Raw genomic sequence first — 22,151 nt, 5'->3', positions numbered from 1 at the left:
AATCAATTAGATTGTCGCTCGTTCAATCAGAATGAAAAACTATTCCAAAAAGGATAAATTATTTTATTTTCGTAGTTCTCTTGGTGTTATATTATAATACTGTTTAAATGCTTTACTAAAACTATTAAGATTATCATAGCCACATTCAAGTGCTATTTCCGTAATACTTTTATCTGTAGAGATAATTAGTGACCTGCCCAAATCCAGTCTTAAAGATTTGATATAACTATAAATACTCGTTGAATACAAGGTGTTGAAACCTTTTTTCAGCGTTGATTGACTAAGTCCAATCGTGTTGCTTATACTATCGATAGTCAACTTGTCAGATAAGTTGTTTTTTATATATCTCTCAGCTTCTAATATTTTTTTTATTGTATTTTGAGTATAGACATTTTCTTTTTTCAATAAGTTTTCTTCAATATGCTTTATCTCATAAATAAGCCATTCCATGGCTTTTATTTTCATCATTTCAAGATTCTCTTGATTTATTGCCTCCATTAGCTTATGTGCCAATGCTGTAACTTCAAGATTGCTTTTTATGGATATGTAATTCTTATGCTTGTTAGTCTGTTTACCAAGCTTAATAAAGAGTTCTTCTTCAATATGAAATATATTTGAAAATATTTCTACAATATCATCTGCAAAACCTATAATTCCAATTCCTTTATAATTATTTTCCAGCATCTCTAAACATTGGAGATTTTTTTCTCCATAATAATAGGAAGTTTGTCCTGCTCTAGCTATACAACTTTTACCGTCAATATCTGTTGCACAGATTTTGCCTTTGAAACAGTAATCCATTTTAAATATCTTCTTACTGTAAAATTCATAATCCTTCTGACTATTAAGTATATAATTATTAGAAAGGCTGAAATCACTTACATACACATATATCTCTGGCATCATATAATAGAATGTTATAGTACCACTTCCATATGGCTCCTGTAATTCATGTATAGTTATTTCACTTGTTTTTTTAATTATCTTAGTGCTTTTACCAAGTATAAATGAATCATTTTCTATACGTTTCATAATTTCTCCTTTCCATAATTGGGTAATCTATTTTTTTCTAGCTATTATATTGAAATGTCTAGAATAATATTTAGAATTTTCCAAGCAATATTTTGTTTGTTCTATAGGAACATCAATGAAATCAAAATCAACGAAATATTTTTTTATATCTTCAATATCTACATAAAAATGAGGTACGTCCTTTTCAGTTTCATGTTCATCTCTTAAGATGGTATTATCATCAATCCTTTTATAATTATCAGCGTGTTGGTACGACCAAGTATTTTTAGAAATAAGGGTTATGAATAATTCTCCTTTACTTTTCAATACCCTTTTTATCTCATCTAGTGCTTTAATGAACCCTTTAGTATCTGAATGATAAATAACATTATATGCTATTATACAATCAAATGTATCATTTTCAAAGGGTAGTTCAAGCATATCACATATTTGTGTTTCTATATCCAACTCTTCTTTTTTAGCCCAATTGTTGAGATGATTGATTCCATATTCAGATAAATCAACAGAATTAACCCTAAATCCGTTTTCTGCAAAAAATATGGAATGTCTTCCCAATCCACAACCTAGATCAAGAAATCTATGGAATCCTTTGGATGCCCAAGAATTAGCTAAATAACATGATTCTATTGAAGGTATTAACCAGTAGTCATCTTCATTCTTACTCCAATCCCAAGCTTTTGATTTTATCATAGTTATACCCCTTTCTCTTTCGCAATAAATCTATATTATCATTACTTGTAAGATAATACAAACAATATATATGCTCAACATGTTAAAAATCACTTATTAATAAAAAACTTATAGTTTTAGTTCAAAAATACTTGACAATGTATAGTTATGGAACTAAGATAAAATAATCATTATATGTTAAACGATAAACCAAAATTGTATAAGGAGACAATTATGATTACATTAATATTACTTATCATTATATACTTAGCATTCATTAGTTTGGGACTACCTGACAGCTTGCTTGGAGTAACTTGGCCAGCTATGCGATTGGAATGGGGTATGTCGCTAGATGCAGCAGGACTTGTTGCAATTCTAACTACAGGAAGTACCGTTTTATCAAGCTTCGCAAGTGGTCATGTAGTAAAAAGGTTCGGAACTGGTAAAGTAACTTTTATCAGTTGTATGATAACTGGAATGGCTCTGCTAGGTATTTCATTTTCCCCATCCTATTTCTGGTTATTATTATTAGCTATTCCATTAGGTCTTGGTGCAGGTTCAGTAGATACAGCACTTAATAACTATGTAGCACTTCATTTCAAATCACACCATATGAGCTGGCTTCATTGTTTTTGGGGTGTTGGAGCTACAGTAGGTCCAATTATAATGGCGCAGTGTATGTTGCTAACAGATTCATGGCGTTTCGGCTATCGTACAATTGGTATCATCCAGCTTGTTCTGGCTCTTGTATTGTTTATGAGTTTACCTTTATGGGTAAAACACAGAAAAATATCAGCCAGTAGCATAATTGAAGATAATCAGATAACTACAGAAAAACCAATAGAGAAGAATGTCTTTAAACTAAAAGGTGTGAAATATGCATTGTCAACTTTTTTCTTTTATTGTGCTGTTGAATTCTCAGTGGGTTTATGGGGAAGTAGTTTCCTTATACATGTTAAAAATATATCTGTAGAAACTGCTGCATCTTGGGTAGCTATGTATTATGGGGGTATTACCATTGGAAGATTCATATCGGGTTTTGTTACTTTTAAGATGAGTAATAAACAAATGATTCGTAGAGGTCAAATAATTGCTATGACTGGTTCCATACTGCTATTGCTCCCATTACCCCACTATGCTTTAATGGGCTCATTAGTTTTGATTGGATTAGGTCTTGCTCCTATTTTTCCTTGTATGATTCATGAGACACCAACTAGGTTTGGTAAAAATAATTCTCAAATCATTATTGGTTATCAGATGGCATTTGCTTATATAGGTGGAGCTTTCTTCCCACCATTATTTGGAGTATTAGCACGAACTGTAAGTTTAACATTATTTCCATATTATTTGATACTTTGCATTATGATTATGTTTCTTAGCTCTGAAACACTTACTGTACATACTAAAAATATTTGATATACCATTTACAGAATTAAATCTTGAAAGGACTGTGAAATAATATTTTGATATTAAAAATATATTATCCCACAGTCCCTAATTAATAAAGTAATATCTATGCTTTTCTAATTCTGAATCTTACGCTTTCAAAATCTTTCAACTCAGGCAAAGTCAATCCTAAGTTCATTAATTCATCTCCACCAAATATTCCTTCTAATCCATCAATTTTATAATTAAACTCTTCGTTAAGACCTCTACATCTTACTTGTTGGTCAACTGGGTTAGGCTCAGCTAGAATAGTTGTATAGAATAAGATTGCTTCAGTCTTATCCTTAGAAACAAAAATCCAAGCTCCATTGTTTTCTTCAAAAGGGTTATTTAATCTATAATAATCTCCATATTGGATAAGCTGTCTATTTTCTTTATAGAAATCAATTTGTTCTTTTATTTCACTAATCTGTTTATCATTATATTTTGTAAGATCAAGTTCATAACCGAAATTACCTGACATAGCTACATTCCCTCTTGTATTAAGAGGTGTGGTTCTTCCTACCTGATGATTAGGTGTACTGGAAACATGACTTCCCATAGAAACAGGTGGATAAACTAAGCTTGTAGAGTACTGTATCTTCAATCTCTCGATAGCATCTGAATCATCACTAGTCCAGATCTGAGGCATATAATATAAGATACCTGGATCGAATCTTCCTCCACCTCCAGAACAGCCTTCAAATAGGATATCCTTATGTCTGGTTACAATCTCTTCCATTATATAATATAGACCTAACATATATCTATGAGATGTTTCCATTTGTCTGTCTCTAGGCAAGTCCATGGACATAACATCTGTTAAATATCTATTCATATCCCATTTTACATATTTGATTGGTGCACTTGAAAGTACTTTGGATACTGATTCAATAATATAGTCACAAACCTCTTTTTTGGATAAGTTCAGAACTAATTGATATCTGCATGTAACTCTTTCTCTATTTTCAACATGTAGACACCAATCACTATGATTTCTATACAGGTCACTGTCAGGTGATATCATTTCTGGTTCGAACCATAATCCAAAATCCATATCCATATACCCAACATTCTCAGCTAGTTTTTCTAGTCCACCTTCGATTTTATCAGTATTCACATACCAATCACCTAATGAACAGGTATCATCATCTCTTTTACCGAACCATCCATCATCTAGAACAAATAATTCAACACCTATTTCACTAGCTTTTTTAACAATATCTTCTAAACTTTCTCTTGTAAAATCAAAATATGTAGCTTCCCAGTTGTTAATTACAATAGGTCTTTGTTTTTCTTTCCATGTACCTCTCATCAAGTTTTCTCTATACAGGCTATGATACTCACTTGACATGCCTCCAAGCCCTTCATTAGAATATACCATTACTACTTCTGGTGTCTGGAACCTTTCTTCTGGTTTTAGCTGCCAAGAGAAATTCAATGGATTAATACCCATAAGTAATCTAGTTCTATTGTGTTCACTTACTGATACTTCACCTAAGAAATTACCACTGTACACTAGGTTAAATCCAAATACTTCTCCTTTTTCTTCTGTAGTATCAGGTGACAATAGTGCCATGAATGGATTATGTACATGACTGCTAGTTCCTCTTGCACTTCCAATGGATTGGATTCCTTGTACTAATTGTCTCTTGACAATTTGACGTTCTCTAGCCCAAGCTCCTGATAGTTGCAATAACTCATAATCAGAGTTTCTATAATCAACACAACAACTTTGTGCATTGAGTACTTTTAATGTTTGATATCCTTTATTTATGATCTGTACAGATTTTGTTATAACGTTTCTATCATTGAATACTGTATAGTTCAATACTACCAAAAGATTGGTAACTTCATCTATCAGTGCTATCTCCAGTGTTTCTGCTTCATTTTCATCTGCATAGGTTGCAGGTAAACCTTCTAATCCTTTTTTACCTTTTATTATCTTATGAGAATCATATTTCAGATTAAGAATTCTAGAACCATTTTCTTGCTCAATGCTAAGAGCACCACTTCTTAGATCTACATGACCAAATGTTGGATATTCAAGTAGAGCTGAATCCAGTGCATACTGATCATCTTCTTCATTAGGTATTATACTCCAGCTTTTTGCTTTGTTAGTATTGATTACGTTATCATTGATATTTCTTATCTTTTTACCGTAATAAAGATGTATTAGATTATTATATTTATCCGCTTTAAATATATAACTTACGCTTTTTCCTTGTATATGGAATATTTTTTTGCTTTCATTATATTGTATTCCCATATCCATTTCTCCTCTCAAAGACATTTTACTATAAGTTTACCTTATTTTTCATTACATTTACATGGTATTATGTATAGTTTATATGGTATAATGTTGGCTAAGCATTAATTAACTTAATTTTGAAAGGAATTAAATTCATGTATAAAACAATAGGAATGGTAGCTCATGTTGATGCAGGTAAGACAACACTTCTAGAACAAATTTTATATCATACTAACTCAATAAAAGAAGCTGGTCGAGTTGATAATAAAAATACTGTCCTTGATTATCATACTATTGAAAAAGAGAGAGGTATTACCATCTTCTCTGACCAAGCCGTAACTACTTATAATGATTGTACATATCAACTGGTTGATACTCCTGGTCATGTGGATTTTTCTACTGAAATGGAAAGAGCCATTAGGATATTGGATTATGCCATAATAATAATATCTGCTGTTGAAGGAATAGAAGGTCATACTGAAACTGTTTGGCAGCTTCTTAGAAAGTACAATATACCTACTATGTTTTTTATTAATAAATTAGACAGGGTAGGTGCTGATTTCAACAATACAGTTAATGAAATCAAGAATACTTTCACAAAAGATTTAATGGTTATATCTAGTGAAGTTACCAGTGAAAACATTAATTATTTACTTGATAATCCAACAAGTGAATTAATAGAATCTTTGGCTGACTATGATGATGATATATTGAATAAATATATAGATGGAATAGAAGTAGAGAAAGAAGAATTAGTTAATACTGTAAAGAGATTGTTTAATGATAATGTAATATATCCTTGTTTATGTGGGATTGGTTTGAAGGGTATTGGTATCAAGGAACTCTTAAGAGCTATAGATACTTTGACAATCTCTGGACATACAGATGGTAATGGTGATTTTCCATCAGGAACTGTGTATAAGATTAGATATGACAATGCAGGCAATAAGCTTACTTTTATAAAATTGTATAATGGTTCACTTAAGGTTAAAGATACCGTAACTCATAGAATTATGGATAATGAGATTACAGAAAAGATTAATGAAATAAGGATATATAATGGAACTAAATATACTCTTTGTGATAAAGCCTGTTCTGGACAACTTATTGCAGTAACTGGGCTAGGTTCATCTTATATTGGTGAAGGAATGGGTGATATAGAGGATTATAATGATTTCTTGTTGGTACCTACTTTAAAATCTAAGGTGATATATGATTCGTCTGAGAATCCTAAGGAGATCTTAAAGATTTTTTCAATGTTAACAGAGGAAAATCCTTCTCTTGATGTTTTATGGATAGAAGAATTGAAGGAAATACATATAAAAGTAATGGGTACTATTCAGCTTGAAGTATTAACTCAGATTGTATTGGACCGTTTTGGTAAAACTATTGATTTTGGTACTCCGGAAATATTATATAAAGAGACTATAGCTAGTAAAACTCATGGTTTTGGACATTTTGAACCTCTGAAGCATTATGCTGAGGTAGAGTTTGATATAGAGCCAGCTCCTAGAGGTTCTGGGATATCAATTGATTCATTTTGCAGTGTGGATGTATTACATACTAGATGGCAGAGGTTAAGTCAGAAAAACATCCCAGATGCTTGTAAGAAAGGGATTCTTACTGGTTCGCCTTTGACAGATGTGCTTATTACCCTTACTACTGGTAAATCTCATGTTAAACATACTAGTGGTGGAGATTTTAGACAGGCTACTTTTAGGGCTATTAGGCAAGGGATTGAGAAAGTTGATAATATACTGTTAGAGCCTTTTTATCAATTCAAGGTGAAGATTGAAAAATATTTGTCGGGTAGAGTAATGACTGATATAACTAAGATGCATGGTAGTTTTGATTCTCCTGTTACAATGGATGAGCATGTTATGATTAGTGGTAGGGTTCCTGTTTCGACGGCGATGAATTATCCTAGTACTCTAGCTTCTTTTTCGTCTGGTAAGGGGAGTATTACGTTTGTTTTTGCTGGTTATGATAGATGTCATAATACAGATGAGGTAATAGAGAGATTGGGGTATGATAAGGATGCTGATAAGGATTATACTTCGACTTCTATTTTTTGTTCTCATGGGAAGGCTTATGGGGTTAGGGGGAGTGAAATAAATGGGGATTAATGATTAAGTGGTTGACGGTCGTGTAGGTAGTATAGGTGAATATTTCGTCAGCCGTTAAACGTCCGTGTTTAAAAGGCTGAGTTCGCCGTCCATGGCTCACTGCTTCATATTCACCTATACTACCTACACTCGGTTGTTCAATGTTTTAGTTATTTGGAATGGTTATACCTTTTTTAGCTTTTAAATTTAGTTTCACTAAACTAAATTTCAATTTCTGATTTAGTTTAGTGAAAATATCAGATATATATAGCTAACAAATTACTAGGATGAGCTATATCTTTACTTAATTATTATTTATTATAATTAAGTCTGTATTCTGCTATTAGAAGGTCTACCATTCTTCCGTAGCTTTGGACACCGTCTTGTTGTTTGTTTAGTTTGAGGTAGGTGTTATTTATTTTTGTTGAGGCTTTATCTATTGGTCCGGAGTATTTTTGCCAGAAGTCGTTGTTGTCTTGTAGGTCTCTTAGTACTCCTTCTGAATACGTAGCTTTTAGGGTAAAGTATGCGTTGGTGTCGTGTTCGTAGAGTTGTTTCATGGAGTGAATAAGGGCTAGCATTGTTCCGGAGTATTGGAAATCGGGGTCTGGGTGGGCTTTGCAGGTTAGGTAGGCTATATAGTTGGCTTCGTCTTCTCTGGCAAATCCTCTTTGATGTGCCATTTCGTGGGATGCTGTTGCGGGGAGTAATACATGGGTTCTGTCTTTATTGATATTAGCTTCAGCTGTGAAAGGGAAGTAGATGCCAGCAATACCGGAATAGGACATTACTTGGGAGAAAACTACACCTTTGGGATCTCCGTAATTACCGCTTAATTCTCGGTATGTGTCTGAGATATTGTCGTAGCCTTTATGTGCTCTATTGAAGACGTCTTTGTAGCCCTTTGGTATATACATTACGCCATTTTCATCTTCTTGAACTTGTTTTCTTAGGTCATTGGCTTCTGTAATTAAGCTCTCGCATAGACCTGTTAGTTCTTCTATGGTTGCATCTTGTACGTTAAGGTTGGCTATTTCAGAAAAGGGTAGTCTATAGTAGTTCAGACCCCAGATTAGTACAAATATGAAATATCCGACACTTATGAAGATTAATATTTTTCTAAGGAAATTTATTAGTATATATCTTTTTTTATTTTTGGTTTTTATTGTTGTTTGAATTATTTTTACTAGCTTGTATATAAAAAATGCAATAAGAAATATTATAAGTAATTCGGCTATTGAAGTTGGTATAATTCCTGTTATGGTACTAAGGAATTGGCTAATGTAACGATATATACCGTTTGAATAATATTTTTCGATAAATGCTGGTGAAGATTGTGCTATATTGGTTAATAATATTCCAATAGGTAGTAATAATATAAGGCTCCACTTAGAAATACTCTTTAATCTATCCATACCTGATTCCAACTTTCTAATTTATTTTATGTCAGTTGAAACGTCCCCTTGTCAGAAAACATTTCCATGTCAAGCTTTTCTGAATTGGTTTGGAGTAACATTATAATACTTCTTGAAGTATCGAATAAAACTCTGTGAACTGTTATATCCTAACTTGATTGCAATATCTTGTATTTTCATGCTTTTATTGTTTAGTAATAATTCTTTTGCTTTTTCCATTCTTAGGTTGGTAATATAATCAAAGACAGTGATTCCATTTTCTGTTTTGAATAATGTACTTAGATACCCTGGGGATAGATATACGTAATCTGCTATCATTTCCAAGGATAAATCTTTATTGTAATTATTTTTGATGTATTCTTTTACTTTGTTGATTATATTGTCATTTTGCATTACGTTCAATTTTGAAAAAAGCTGGATACATTTTCTGATGATGCTGTAAATTAATTCGTACATTTCATTTAGAGTTTTTGCTTCGTTTATTTTAGCGAATATCTCTCTGTTGGTTATGCCTATATCCTTCATGCTAAAGCCAAAGTTAGTCATTTGTTCTATTATATTTAAGCATACTTGGAAGTAGACATATTTTATATAATCAATATTTTTAATGCTTCCTTTTAGTCCTTCTGTAAGCTTTCTTAGTGCAGCAAAAGCCTTTTCTTCGTCCTGTTTCTTAAGGTAATTCAATAGTTCTTTTTCTATACTTTTATCATAGAAGATATTTTTCTCTATTTGCTGTGGTACCATATGTGATAATATTTTGTTATTACCTACAAAAAATTTGTACTCCAGTTGTTTTTGCACTTCTTCATAATGTTCATGGATATCTTCTAGATTATTGAAGTCATCACTTAGAGATACTGTCAAAGAAATATTATCCTTATTAAAATCTTCGTGGATTTCTGTAAGTAATGCATATACTTGGTTGATATCCTTGTTGGTGTTCATAATAATCAAGATTCTTTTTTCATTGATCTTACTTATTATTTTTTTGATATCAGGTTTATCGAAGTATTTATCCAATCTATCCTTTATCTTATTATTCATATTGGTATTTTCTAGTTCTATCAACATGAGATAATGGCTTGTGAAACTGAATTCAACATCCAGTAAATCTAGTACTTGTTTGAAGTTATCCAGATCAAAGGAATTATTGTTGATTATGTCATTGATGGAATGCTGTTTGAAATATGGGAATACATATTGGTAATCATTATTCAGTTTCAGGTTTTCAGTAAACAAATAGGCTATTACATTATCAATAAGCTGATAATCATTTTTTGAATCTATAGAATCTATCTTGGTTATCTTATTTATCTTTTTCATTAGATTCCTTATAGGTTTATATAAATAGTCTGAAAAGAAATATGTTAGAATCAGTGATATCAACAATATAATCAAACATGATATAATGTTTAATTTAGTTAAAACATTTGAAGTTTGGAATAAGTCCTTTGATTTTTGACCAACTACAAATGTCCAGTTATACTTGTTGGATATACTTTTCCAAACATATAGATTCTCACCGAGATACGATAATTCCAGATTGGTCTCGTTTTCCCCTGAAATATCTTCTAATAGTTTATCATTCCACTCATCATTATAAAATTCATCTGAATAGATGATAGAATGATTATTATCAAATACAAAATATTCTAGTCCATCTGTAGCTTCAACTATCAACTCATCCCAAAAGTTATCATAGTTGATATTAACTACAATATAAGCATTTTTTTCTCTGTTGAAAGAATAGAATTTTTTAATATAACTAAATACTTTCTCGCCTTTTACTGTTCTTGATGGAGTAACATAGTTTACTCCATCAAATTTTATATCAAAAATTGCTTTGTCTTCAAAGTTGTTTTTATCATATTTTGAATCACTTAGAATAATATTTTCTGAATCATTGAATAGATAAATTGAATCTATTAATTTATGTGATAGAGCGTTTTTCTCAAATAAACTTAACGCATCTCTCATAAACAAACTATAACTGTTTGGATATTCATTGGTGGTAACCAGCTTCCAAACACTTTCATTACTAACAAATTGGTTTATTAGTGCATCCATTTCAGTTAATTTTTGTTCAACCATAAGTCTTTTTTGATTAAGAGAACTTTCTCTTGAAATATTGACCTGTTTTAATAAATGATCGTTGCTGAATTTACCAATTATCGTGGTAATCATTATTACTGGAATCATTATAGAAATTGAAATTACAAAGAAAAACTTGTAGAATGTAGCGCTTTTACTTTTTTTATTGATAACATTTAAATCCATGACTCTTTTCAACAAAATCCACCCCATAATTACGCCTATCTTTAATAAAATTAACCCATCATAACAAAAAGCTTTTAAAAGTACATCTATTATATCACAAATTTCTACAAAAACATACTAATTTTCACAATAACTTTTGTCAATTACTTCCCTAGATTCCATTTCTATCTCTATTGGTTCTCTTCCTAATTCTTTTACCAATAATAGGTGTAATTCTTCAATTATATCCTTATATTTTGGATCATCAGCTAGATTATTGAACTCATTTGGATCTTTTTCCATATTGAACAACTGTCTCTCAGCACCATTATTACTGTCTATTTCATTAAAATATACATATTTATAATTACCTTTTCTAATCATACAGTGTCCAGCTGCGATATTATGTGCATAGTATTCACTGACAGAATAATTTCTCCAGTTGTCATCTTTACCATTGATTAGGTCAACCATAGATTCTCCATCCCAATCTTTTGGAGGTTCTGCTCCACATACGTCACATATTGTTTTTATCACATCCAGCAGATTACAAACTTCTGTTTTTCTTGTTCCATTACACCATTTTTCAGGCCAGCTGACTATCAATGGTACTTTAGCTGAACAATCATACATAGAGTTTTTCCACCATAATCCGTGGTCTCCCATATTTTCTCCATGGTCACTGGTATAGATTACTAATGTATTATCCTTTATTTCTGAATCATCTAATGTATTTAGTAGTTCTCCTACTTGCTCGTCAAACCAAGTTACCAAACCATAATATAGTTCTCTACCTTTTTTAATGATAGATTCATCCACTTGGTCATTCTGAAATGCTTTTCTCATGATTTTATAATGTTTTGGTAAAGATTCTATATGTCCTTCTGGTATCTCTGGCATAGGAACTTTATCTCTATACATATCATAATATTTTTGTGGGACTATCAGTGGAAAATGAGGTGCTAGATAACCTGCAAGCAAGAAAAATGGTTTATCGTCTTTTTGCCTGTTCCTAATTACATCGCTGCATATCTTTGTAACCATTTCATCATGTTCCATTACTCTGCTGTTATCATCAACGTAAAAATCATTGAACCTTCTAGATAGAACACTTTCTTGGGCTTGGAATTTTCCATCTGATAAATCTATCCTTTTGTTATATTTCTTTCTTACATTGGTATTGGTCCAAAATGGATATAGTTCTTCAAATCCGTATCTTCTATCTTTTGCATAGTGCATTTTTCCTCCAAGATAGCAGTCATAATCTACATCTTTTAAAACCGTAGCTAGAGATACAATATCATCGGTTTCCAACATGCTTTCATTACTCCATGCACCGCATTTATTTATGTATTTTCCAGCAGTTACAGATAGTCTAGCTGGAACACATATAGGGGAAGGGGTATAACAATTTTCGAACAGTACTCCCTCATCAGCTAACTTATCTAGATTAGGAGTTTTTACTATACTGTTTCCTGAAGCTCCAACAACTGAAGCTGCGTGTTCATCTGACATTATAAATAAAATATTAGGTTTCTTCACATTTATCACCTCAATCAAATACCCAGTCATTTTTCTGTTTTGACCAATTAACAAGTTCATCATGCAATGTTTTAATCAATTCCATGTTTTCTTTTTCTGTCGCTATATTATTCATTTCAAGAGGGTCCGATTCTAAGTCATATAACTCTTTTTCATTCATCTGATCATATATATATTTATACTTTTCTGTTATGACAGCTCTACGAACACAACCTAGCTCTGGATTTCCTGAATACTGGCAGAATACTTTTCTATCTTTTATTTCACCGTTATTATGTATTACCTCATAATTAGATGTTCCATCTAAGTCATTAGGCTTCTCTATGTCTAATTCGTCTAATAGTGTAGGTAGTATATCTAGATTAGACATTGTACCTTCAATCTTTCTAGGCTCCACATTTGGTATTTTTATTAATAAAGGTACATTGACCGCTTGTTCATACATTTCCATTTTTTGATACATACTATGCTGACCTAGATGATCTCCGTGGTCACTAGTAAACAATATTATTGTATCTTCCAATAATCCTTTTTCTTTTATCTTATCTATCACTTTACCTATTTGATCATCTACATAATTAAGAAGTGCCAGATGTGCTGACCATACTTGTCGCCACTCTTTTTCTGTTACATTTTCAGCAAGTTGTGCAGGTACTCCATCTCTTCTATTGACAGGCTCGTTTTTAGCTATTTTACCCACATTGTCAGGTAGAACTATATCATCTGGATTGAATTTATTGATATATTCTTCTGGTACTCTAAGGGGTGGATGTGGTGCCCAATAGTTAATGAACAATGCGAAAGGATTATCCTTTTCAACATTATCAATGACATCTATGCTTTCTCTTGTAAAATATTCATCTTTGAAGGTTGTTGTATCATGCTCCCATTTTGAAACATATGTATTAGAATATCTCTTGTTGATGTAATCTCCATCAGCTCTTAATTCTTTCACTTCTCTTGAATGTTTTTCATCCCTTTTTACAGATATTCCTAGTTCTTCTATATATCTATTGTAATCTGTTTGATCTATCCACTTATCATATTTAATCCTATCTTTTAGAGCTGGTTTTACCTTTATATGGTCTACTCCTACATGACTTACATTGTATCCATTCTCTTTTAGTATCTGTGGAAAAGGCTTATTATCTCTGGCTGTGATCCCTTTCCAATCATTGAATACTACTCCATTTTTAGTTGGGTATTTTCCTGTAGAAATAGCTGTTCTACAAGGAACACAAAGAGGGCATGTATTATATGCCCTGCTAAAAACTAAACTTTCTTTTGCCAACTTATTCAGATTAGGAGTAACCTCTATATTACACTGTCTCATTCCAATACTATCAGCTCTTTGATGGTCAGTCATAATAAAGACTATATTGTGTTTCTTCATAGCTTCTCCTCCTACCAAAATATTTTGTTTTCTCCTCTTAATTTTCCAAGTGCTTCTACAAAGAAATAATCTCCATAGATTATAGGTGTATTAACATACTTTTGTTTTGTATAATTAACTGTTCCCATTTTTATTAATGCTTCTTCATCTTCATCCCATGCTCCGTAATTCTCATATAAGGATTTTAATATTTCTTCAGCATTTTTATAATAATATTCTTTTTGACTACCTTCCATATATTTACACATCTCCAACATTCCACTGGCTGCACATGCAGCTGCTGATGTATCTTTTCCATCTCTTTGCTCTTTTGGAGCTCTGAAATCCCAACATGGAGCTTTATCATCTGGTAGATTGGCTAAGAAGAAATCCGTAGCTTGTTTAGCTTTTTCAAGATATCTTTTCTCCTTAGTGTATCCATAACCAATTGATAATCCGTATATAGCCCATGCCGAACCTCTAGCCCATGCTGATTCAGGTGAATAGCCTTGACCTCCTGAAGCATTGAGTCTTTTACCTGTATTAGGATCGAAACATACGATGTGGTGAACAGAACCATCTTCCCTAATGAATTCTTTTATTACTGTATCTGTATGCGCCATTGCAATATGCTTGAAACGTGGGTCTTTTGTTTCTTCTGATGCCCAGTATAGAAGTGGTATATTCATCATACAATCAATAATAGCCCAGCCTTCACTATGGTTGAATACATTATCGTTCCACGCTCTAATGAAATTTCCCTTTATATTGAATCTACCTGCTAGATGGCTGGCTGCAATAAGACCTCTTCTTTTAGCAGTTTCGTCATTAAGTAACTTATAATGTGCAACCGATGATAATATCCACATAAACCCTACGTCATGATGTATATCCAGAAAATTATTCAAATCATAATCTAATTTTTCTTCACATGACACTGCATATTCTTTTAACTTATCTTCTTTTGTATCTTTATAGATCAACCATAATAATCCTGGCCAAAAACCGGCTGTCCACCAGCCTGATCTTTGACTATCATATTTCCCGTCTATGGATACGTGGGGAAATGTATCTTTTATTCTATCACTTATTCTATCTACTTTTTCTACAACCTGCTCCCATGATTCATCATACCATTTTGCCATTGTCTATAATCTCCTTTACTATCCTTCTTAACCTTTGACTGAACCAAGCATTACACCTTTAGTAAAATATTTTTGTAAAAATGGGTATACACAAAGTATTGGAACTACAGAAATCATAACAGTAGCCATTTTAAAGTTTTCAGGAGATGTAAAGACATCGTCTGTGTCAATATTTGCTGTCGTCTGATCTAGCATATCTCTTAAGACTACTTGTAAAGTCCATTTGGTTTTATCATTTATATACATCATACCTGGTAAGAATGCATTCCAGTTATAAACTGCATAGAATAACCCTACTGTCGCTAAAACTGATGTTGATAATGGTAATATGATTTTAAATAATATCCCAACCTCGCTACAGCCATCTATTTTGGCAGACTCTATCAACCCCATTGGGATGTTTTTAAAGAATTTCATTATAATTAATAGATTATATACAATTATCGCTTTTGGTAACATCAATGACCATAATGAATCTATCATTCCGAATTCTTTTACAACTAAGTATGTAGGAATCATACCTCCATTAAATAGCATAGTGAACATTATGAACCAAAAGATTCCTTTTCTCCCTTTTAGATTTTCTCTAGATAAAGGATAGGCTGTAAGTACACTCAAAAACATACTTATTGCTGTTGCACCTAAAGTGACAAGTACTGAATTCAATAATCCTGAGTAAATAATATCTTGTTTGAATGCTGATATGTAAGTGTTTAATGTAAATCCATTAGGAATGAAATAGTAGTTTGTCAATGTAACCTTATTAGGGTCACTCAAGGAATACATCAATACATACCAAAATGGATAAAACATCAATATTCCAACAATCACGAAGAAGCAATAGTTGAATACGGTAAATGGAGTAATTTTTTTCCTAACCATTATAAAAGTCCCTCCTCACCGATTTTCTTACTTAGTTTATCTGTTCCAACAACTAATACTAGAGCTATTACTGATTTAAACATATCTACTGTAGCAGCAATACTGTACTGTCCCCTCTTAAGACCTGTACGATAAACATATGTATCAAATATATCACTTATACTTTGAACCAATGGAGTCTGTAATACCATAATCTGTTGGAAACCTGCATTCATTACCTTTCCAATCCTTAATATTAATAGCATAACAATAATTCCTGAAATAGCTGGTAATGTTATATGTAATGTCTGTTTCCATTTACTAGCTCCATCAATACTAGCTGCTTCATATAGATTAGGGTCAATTTGAGTTAATGCTGCAAGATATACGATAGTTCCCCAACCGGATTCTTTCCAAATATCAGATAAAATCAAGATACCTCTAAAATGTTCTTTACTTGCTAATAGATTAACTGGGTCATGTCCAAATAATCTATATATCTCACCAACGATTCCATATGTAGGTGAAAAAATGTTTAACATAATACCACCAATAACAACCCATGAAAGGAAGTGAGGTAGATAAAGTACTGTTTGACTGATTCTACTGAACTTGATACATCTCATTTCATTTAACATTAATGCTAAAATAATAGGTACTGGAAAACCAATTAATATTTTCAACAAACTAATTACTATTGTATTAGAAAATACCTGTTTGAAATCTGTGGAACCAAATACTGTTCTGAAATTGTCTAATCCAACCCAAGCACTATCAAAAATACCCTTAAATATATCGTAATCCTTGAAAGCTATAACTAAACCAAACATTGGTAGATATCTAAATAATACAAAATATAATAGGCCTGGAATCAATAATATATACAGCCATTTATTTTTCTTCAAATATCTCATTGTATCGCTAGATGTCTTATTTTTAGTTTTTCTTTTTGCTATTGCCTGCATATTATATTCCTTTCTTAAGTATATAGTGTGTTTCAAAATGCTATTTCATCTTAAAACACACTATATCTATCAGTCATTTATTTTCTCGCTTGATATTTATCATTAACAGCTTTAGTTAAAGCTTCTCCACCTCTTTGATTCCATTCTTGAACAAATGAATCGAATCCTGATTCAATATCGGTTGCTCCTACGATCATTCCAATGAATTCTCTGTTTGTAAAATCAACTAAATCAGCTTCATATTTACTGGATTCGTCTACCATTATTCCATCTGCTGGATTACTTGCTGCACTCTTCTTAGAATAATCAATAGCATCTTGGAATTCTGGTGATGAATGGTCTATTAATGCAGTTTTAGCAATATAAAATTTGTCAATATCCAACTCTTTTCCTTTTGCATTATCGATAAGTCTTGTTACATGACCGTCTTCTTCTTTGTAATGTTCACCTTCTACTCCGTAGTTGACGAATTTATTTCCTTCTTCAGAAGCTGCCCAAGCCAATAGTCTTAATGCTGCATCTACATCTTTACATTCGCTGCTGATACCTGTTCTAACCCAACCTTTTGCAGATTCTGTTCTAACACCGATAGGACTGTCACTACCACCTTGTAAAACTGGTCCGTATACAAATTCACCTTCTGGATTCTTTTGAATGAATGGTGCATAATAGTTTTGGAAATTGTTTTTATCAAATAAGTGAATCTTAGTCTCACCAGCACCAAATGTTCCAGCTTTTACTTTAGTTTTCCATCTGCTACTATTATCAGTAACAAACTCTGGGTCAATTATTTTTTCATCATATAATTTCTTTAGATATTTAAGAGCTTCTTTTATCTCTGGTTGTACTGAACCATTTACTATTTGACCATCTTTTTCCATCCAATAGTTAGGAAGTACTCCATAAGCACCAAATATATGATCCATGAATTTATCTACTCTACTATAACCACCCATAGCAAAAGTATCATTTTTACCATTTCCATCTGGATCTTCTAGTGCAACTTTTTTTGCAAATTCATAGTATTCATCAAGAGTAGTTGGAACTTCCATTCCAAATTTGTCTAACCAATCTTTTCTATAAGCGATAATACTAAGTGGTCTAGCTGTACTATAACCTATCGCATATATATTTCCGTCATCATGTCTCATAGTATTCCATACTTCTTCTGTTCTTGAAGCTTTTAATTCTGGATACTTATCAAAGTATTCATTAAGTGGTAGTAATGCTCCACCTTTTGCTAACTTATCTTCCATAGCATCTGTATAGAAATTCATGATGTCTGGTCTTTTACCAGAAGCTAAGATAATGTTTAATTTGTTTTCAAGTTCTTTTGTTGTTACTTGAGTTATTTCTAATTCAGTGTTTGTTTTTTCTTCTATATAATCTTTTGAAAATGATTTATCCTGGATATCTCTACTATGTAAAAATAATTTTAACTTAGCAGGTTTATCACTTGTTTTGTTTGATTCATCATTTGCATCATTATTTTCATTCGACGTTACATTAGTATCCTTATTTGTATCCTTTTCATTATCTTTTTTACCACAACCAGTAAAACTAGCTAAACACATTGCAATAATTAATAAAATTACTGTAAATTTTTTCATTTGATGTAACCCTCCCTGTTGTTTTCATAAGAATAATGGTTAAATTTTACAACCAACATTTATTGCGCGCATTGCTTATTGGATGATTTCACGATACATTAATTTTGCCCAACTTTCAATAATATATTTTTAATTTTATAGTATTATTTGTATTCTTTGCGTTTTTTTCATATTAAAAAATATTAATATTGTTGTATTATATTAATATATACCCCCTAAAAACAGGCATTTATATCAATTTTACTCATATATGACTTAGGGACGTTTCCTTTGTCATGTTGGTGAAATCGACTTATTTTCTATGGCATGGGGACATTTTTAAGATGACAAAGGAAACGTCCCCTAGTCATAATCATATAAATAAAAAAAGATAGACCCAAATTTATGAGCCTATCAATAAGTATTGATCAATTATTTTATTTATGTATTTCAGTTAAACTTTAGTAGCTACTAACCAAAATACCATGCAGATTATAAAATCTTTACCTGTTTAATATTCTTTTTCCTGCATAGATCTTGAACTATCTTAGTGCAATTAACATATTTAGGTACATCAATGCTGTAAATTGAATGTCTAATGATTTCTCCTTCACTAGTAGCTGCTGTTTCATCTAAATCGGATTCTTCACTTAGGAACTTAATTTTTCTTACTTTTATATTCTTCATATTAAAGTATTTTTGAATACCTTTCATAAATTCCTTATCCCCTGTATATTGTATATCCAAGGAAATAGTTGATACTTTGTCAATGAATTTGTCTTCCACTTTCTTAAGTATAACTAGTGAAATAAATACTCCAATAGTAGATGCAGCTGTTATTACATACATCCCAAGTCCTATTGCAAGACCTATACAAGCAACTACCCATATAGAAGCAGCAGTTGTTAATCCTTTTACTAATCCTTTTTCACGGATTATTGTTCCAGCACCAAGAAAACCTACACCGGTTATAACTTGTGCTCCCATCCTACCAATATCAGCTTTTAGAGCATTAGCCAACTCTGGTTTTTCCTGAATTAGAGCTATTGTTCTTTCAACCGATTCGATTTGAATAATAGATACTACTGCAGCACCAACACAAACTAGTATGTGAGTTCTAAAACCAGCTGGTCTATTGGTAATCTGCCTTTCATAGCCTATTAATCCACCTACTAGAATAGCAATAACTATCCTAATAATCACTTCATATTCTTCCATCTGTCCACCCTTTTCCAATATATATTAATATATTTATATGATATTAAACTTAAAAGCTTCCTTCAATTTTGAAAGAAGCTTCCTAAGTATTTATATATTATTATATATATTATATACGAATTTGTTTTTTTTTCAAGTAAAATCTTAAATTTGTCTACAATTTCCATTGAATCTTGAATGTAACACCCTTTTTTTCATTATAAGCCACTATACTCGCACCATTGATATCCAACAACCTTTTGACGATATATAGCCCTAGACCGCTTTGTCCATTTTTACCTTTTTTGAACATTATAAATATATCATTGCTATCTTGTATATGCTCACCATCATTATAGAAGCTAAGACTAACTTCATCTTTCTTCTTTTCAAGAGATATCTTAATTATTGAGTCAGCATACCTAATCTGATTACTAAGAATATTCTCAACCACTATTTTCATCTGATTGAAATCAGCATTAATATATACATTATCCATCTTAATCTCTGTCTGGAACTTTTCAAGTTTCATAGTCATGTTATTGATAACTTCTTCAGCAACTTCTTTTAGATTTATCTTTACTTTATTCTTTATCTCACTTTCAAAATAATCTAATCTCTGAATATATAATAAGTTATAAACCAGTTTTTGTAATCTGCAACACTCGTCATCAATTATTTCTAATGATGATTCTGGCGTTCCTTTGGGATACAAGCCCTTTTTTAATGCATCTACATAACTCTGGATAATCATTATTGGAGTTTTCAATTCATGTGAAATAGAATGAAGTTTCATTTTCTGTTCTTCATCGTATTTTAATAACTCTTTTCTCATTTCTTCAACCGTACTTGCCAAAAAACCTATTTCATCGTTTCTTTTAATGGTAATAGGTGAATCAAATTTCCTTTTAGAAATTTCTTTTACTGAGTTACTTAGGTTAATTATTGGCCTAGTTAAATGTCTAGACAAGAAAAAGAAAATAATTAGTATAGCTATAATCGTTAACAATAGACCAATCCCCATTTGATTAAATAAATTCTTTTCAAGGGAATCATCCAGGGGTTCCCACCTAAGGGCAACTCTATACAATGTATTGTTTATTCTAGTAATTTGAGGTTTGTCAAAAAGTTTAGGTACTACATATACTTTATTTGAATAGCTCAATTCATATTTAGTAATAACATAAAATAATTTTCTACCGTTAACATCAATATAATATCTTCTAGACTCGTCTTGTTGATTATTAATATTATCCTCAATATTTTTTATAATATCTTCTGTCAATTCACTTTTAATCAAATTAGTTCTTCTAGCTTCTTTCCGTGTTAATTGACCATTTATCTTTATCCAAAAAAGCTGTTCTATGCTTCTATTATCTTCGCTGTCATTAATGAATTTCTCTATATCTGTAATCTTTTCATTATTATCTATATTATCTTCAAGAACTCTATATATATCTTCATGGTAATAATTATTAAAAGCTCCTACCAATAGAAAATAGGTGATTACTGCAAAAAATATTATCACTCCCAAAAAAGCTAACATTAATTTTGAGTTAATTGATTTAATTTTCAATTTCACACCACCTATAACCATAACCATAAATAGTCTCTATTCTTATATCAGGTAATTTTTTCCTTACTCTTCTAACAAGGTCATCAACTACTCTGTCACTTCCATAATAGTCTTCTCCCCATACTTTATTGAGAAGGCAATCCCTGGACATAGCATTATTTTTATTTTCAATTATAGTACATAAAAAATCAAATTCTCTTGAAGTAAGTTCAATGACTTTATCTCCACTGTAAACCATTCTTTTGTTAAAATCTATTTTATATTTATTATTGATTAGTATATTATTGTTTCCTTCTTGTTTATAAACTCTTTTCAAAAGTTTTCTTGTCCTGATAACAAGTTCCATTGGCAGAAATGGCTTGGATATGTAATCATCGCTACCCATTTGTAAACCAGTGATTATATCTAAATCTGTATCTCTAGCAGATATAAAGATAACGGGAATATTTTCATTATGTTTTTTTATTCTTTTAATAAGCTCATATCCATCAAGATCAGGAAGCATTATATCAAGAATCCACAGATGCATATCTTCTTCTATACATTTTTCTGCATCCAAACCACAGGTAAAGCTTTTTACTTCATAACCTTCATTTTTTAAATAAAATACTAAAATATCATTCAGATTCTGTTCATCTTCAACTAAATATATCTTAAACATTATGAATTCTCCCTTTCATAATTTTAATCACTTATTTTTATTCACTTATTGAAAGGATGAATAATTGATAATTATTCATCCTTAATT

Annotated in this window: 16 protein-coding genes; 2 read left to right on the top strand and 14 right to left on the bottom strand. The window is 31.4% G+C overall.

The window, feature by feature from the left end; genetic code table 11:
• Window positions 1-63: 63 nt before the first annotated feature.
• Entirely contained in the window at window positions 64-1,032 is a 969-nt protein-coding gene (locus tag HYG85_RS16310; RefSeq protein ID WP_212690538.1) for a helix-turn-helix transcriptional regulator, read from the bottom strand.
• Between the two features lie 27 nt (window positions 1,033-1,059).
• Complete coding sequence (locus HYG85_RS16305; protein WP_212690537.1) at window positions 1,060-1,722, bottom strand: class I SAM-dependent methyltransferase; 663 nt, start codon at window positions 1,720-1,722, stop codon at window positions 1,060-1,062.
• A 213-nt stretch (window positions 1,723-1,935) separates the two neighbouring features.
• On the opposite strand from HYG85_RS16305, the gene HYG85_RS16300 reads away from it, so the two are divergent.
• Complete coding sequence (locus HYG85_RS16300; RefSeq protein ID WP_212690536.1) at window positions 1,936-3,117, top strand: MFS transporter; 1,182 nt, start codon at window positions 1,936-1,938, stop codon at window positions 3,115-3,117.
• 97 nt (window positions 3,118-3,214) lie between these two features.
• On the opposite strand, the gene HYG85_RS16295 is transcribed toward HYG85_RS16300, so the two are convergent.
• Window positions 3,215-5,395 carry an alpha-galactosidase gene (locus tag HYG85_RS16295; RefSeq protein WP_212690535.1) on the bottom strand — a complete coding sequence of 727 codons (2,181 nt, stop codon included), beginning with the start codon at window positions 5,393-5,395 and terminating at the stop codon, window positions 3,215-3,217.
• Window positions 5,396-5,532: 137 nt separating this feature from the next.
• Here HYG85_RS16295 and HYG85_RS16290 point away from each other — a divergent pair, with 137 nt between their 5' ends.
• On the top strand, window positions 5,533-7,503 hold the full coding sequence (locus tag HYG85_RS16290; protein WP_212690534.1) for a GTP-binding protein: 1,971 nt from the start codon (window positions 5,533-5,535) through the stop codon (window positions 7,501-7,503).
• Between the two features lie 290 nt (window positions 7,504-7,793).
• On the opposite strand, the gene HYG85_RS16285 is transcribed toward HYG85_RS16290, so the two are convergent.
• The 11 genes from HYG85_RS16285 to HYG85_RS16235 form a co-directional block, all read right to left on the bottom strand.
• Window positions 7,794-8,897, bottom strand: coding sequence for a DUF3810 domain-containing protein (locus HYG85_RS16285; RefSeq protein ID WP_212690533.1), 1,104 nt, complete (start codon window positions 8,895-8,897; stop codon window positions 7,794-7,796).
• Between the two features lie 69 nt (window positions 8,898-8,966).
• A complete protein-coding gene (locus tag HYG85_RS16280; RefSeq protein WP_212690532.1) occupies window positions 8,967-11,189 on the bottom strand; it encodes an AraC family transcriptional regulator in 2,223 nt (740 codons plus the stop codon).
• Window positions 11,190-11,294: 105 nt separating this feature from the next.
• Entirely contained in the window at window positions 11,295-12,698 is a 1,404-nt protein-coding gene (locus tag HYG85_RS16275; protein WP_212690531.1) for a sulfatase-like hydrolase/transferase, read from the bottom strand.
• A gap of 10 nt (window positions 12,699-12,708) precedes the next feature.
• Complete coding sequence (locus HYG85_RS16270; RefSeq protein ID WP_212690530.1) at window positions 12,709-14,091, bottom strand: sulfatase family protein; 1,383 nt, start codon at window positions 14,089-14,091, stop codon at window positions 12,709-12,711.
• An 11-nt stretch (window positions 14,092-14,102) separates the two neighbouring features.
• Window positions 14,103-15,215 carry a glycoside hydrolase family 88 protein gene (locus HYG85_RS16265; RefSeq protein ID WP_212690529.1) on the bottom strand — a complete coding sequence of 371 codons (1,113 nt, stop codon included), beginning with the start codon at window positions 15,213-15,215 and terminating at the stop codon, window positions 14,103-14,105.
• A gap of 27 nt (window positions 15,216-15,242) precedes the next feature.
• Window positions 15,243-16,097, bottom strand: coding sequence for a carbohydrate ABC transporter permease (locus tag HYG85_RS16260; RefSeq protein ID WP_113673954.1), 855 nt, complete (start codon window positions 16,095-16,097; stop codon window positions 15,243-15,245).
• A complete protein-coding gene (locus HYG85_RS16255) occupies window positions 16,097-17,041 on the bottom strand; it encodes an ABC transporter permease (protein ID WP_244971211.1) in 945 nt (314 codons plus the stop codon). The genes HYG85_RS16260 and HYG85_RS16255 overlap by 1 nt, the downstream gene beginning before the upstream one ends.
• A 77-nt stretch (window positions 17,042-17,118) precedes the next feature.
• Window positions 17,119-18,651 (bottom strand): extracellular solute-binding protein, encoded by a 1,533-nt coding sequence (locus tag HYG85_RS16250; RefSeq protein ID WP_212690528.1) that lies wholly within the window; start codon window positions 18,649-18,651, stop codon window positions 17,119-17,121.
• A gap of 471 nt (window positions 18,652-19,122) precedes the next feature.
• Window positions 19,123-19,848 carry an MgtC/SapB family protein gene (locus HYG85_RS16245; RefSeq protein ID WP_113673952.1) on the bottom strand — a complete coding sequence of 242 codons (726 nt, stop codon included), beginning with the start codon at window positions 19,846-19,848 and terminating at the stop codon, window positions 19,123-19,125.
• Window positions 19,849-20,002: 154 nt separating this feature from the next.
• The gene (locus tag HYG85_RS16240) at window positions 20,003-21,403 is read right to left on the bottom strand and encodes a sensor histidine kinase (protein ID WP_212690527.1); all 1,401 of its coding nucleotides are present in this window, start codon (window positions 21,401-21,403) and stop codon (window positions 20,003-20,005) included.
• Window positions 21,393-22,064, bottom strand: coding sequence for a response regulator transcription factor (locus HYG85_RS16235; protein WP_330408026.1), 672 nt, complete (start codon window positions 22,062-22,064; stop codon window positions 21,393-21,395). Before HYG85_RS16235 ends, HYG85_RS16240 begins: the two co-directional genes overlap by 11 nt.
• Window positions 22,065-22,151: the final 87 nt, after the last annotated feature.

The sequence above is a fragment of the Vallitalea guaymasensis genome, assembly GCF_018141425.1.
Lineage (GTDB): Bacteria > Bacillota > Clostridia > Lachnospirales > Vallitaleaceae > Vallitalea > Vallitalea guaymasensis.
This window is presented reverse-complemented; position numbering and strand designations above follow the sequence as displayed.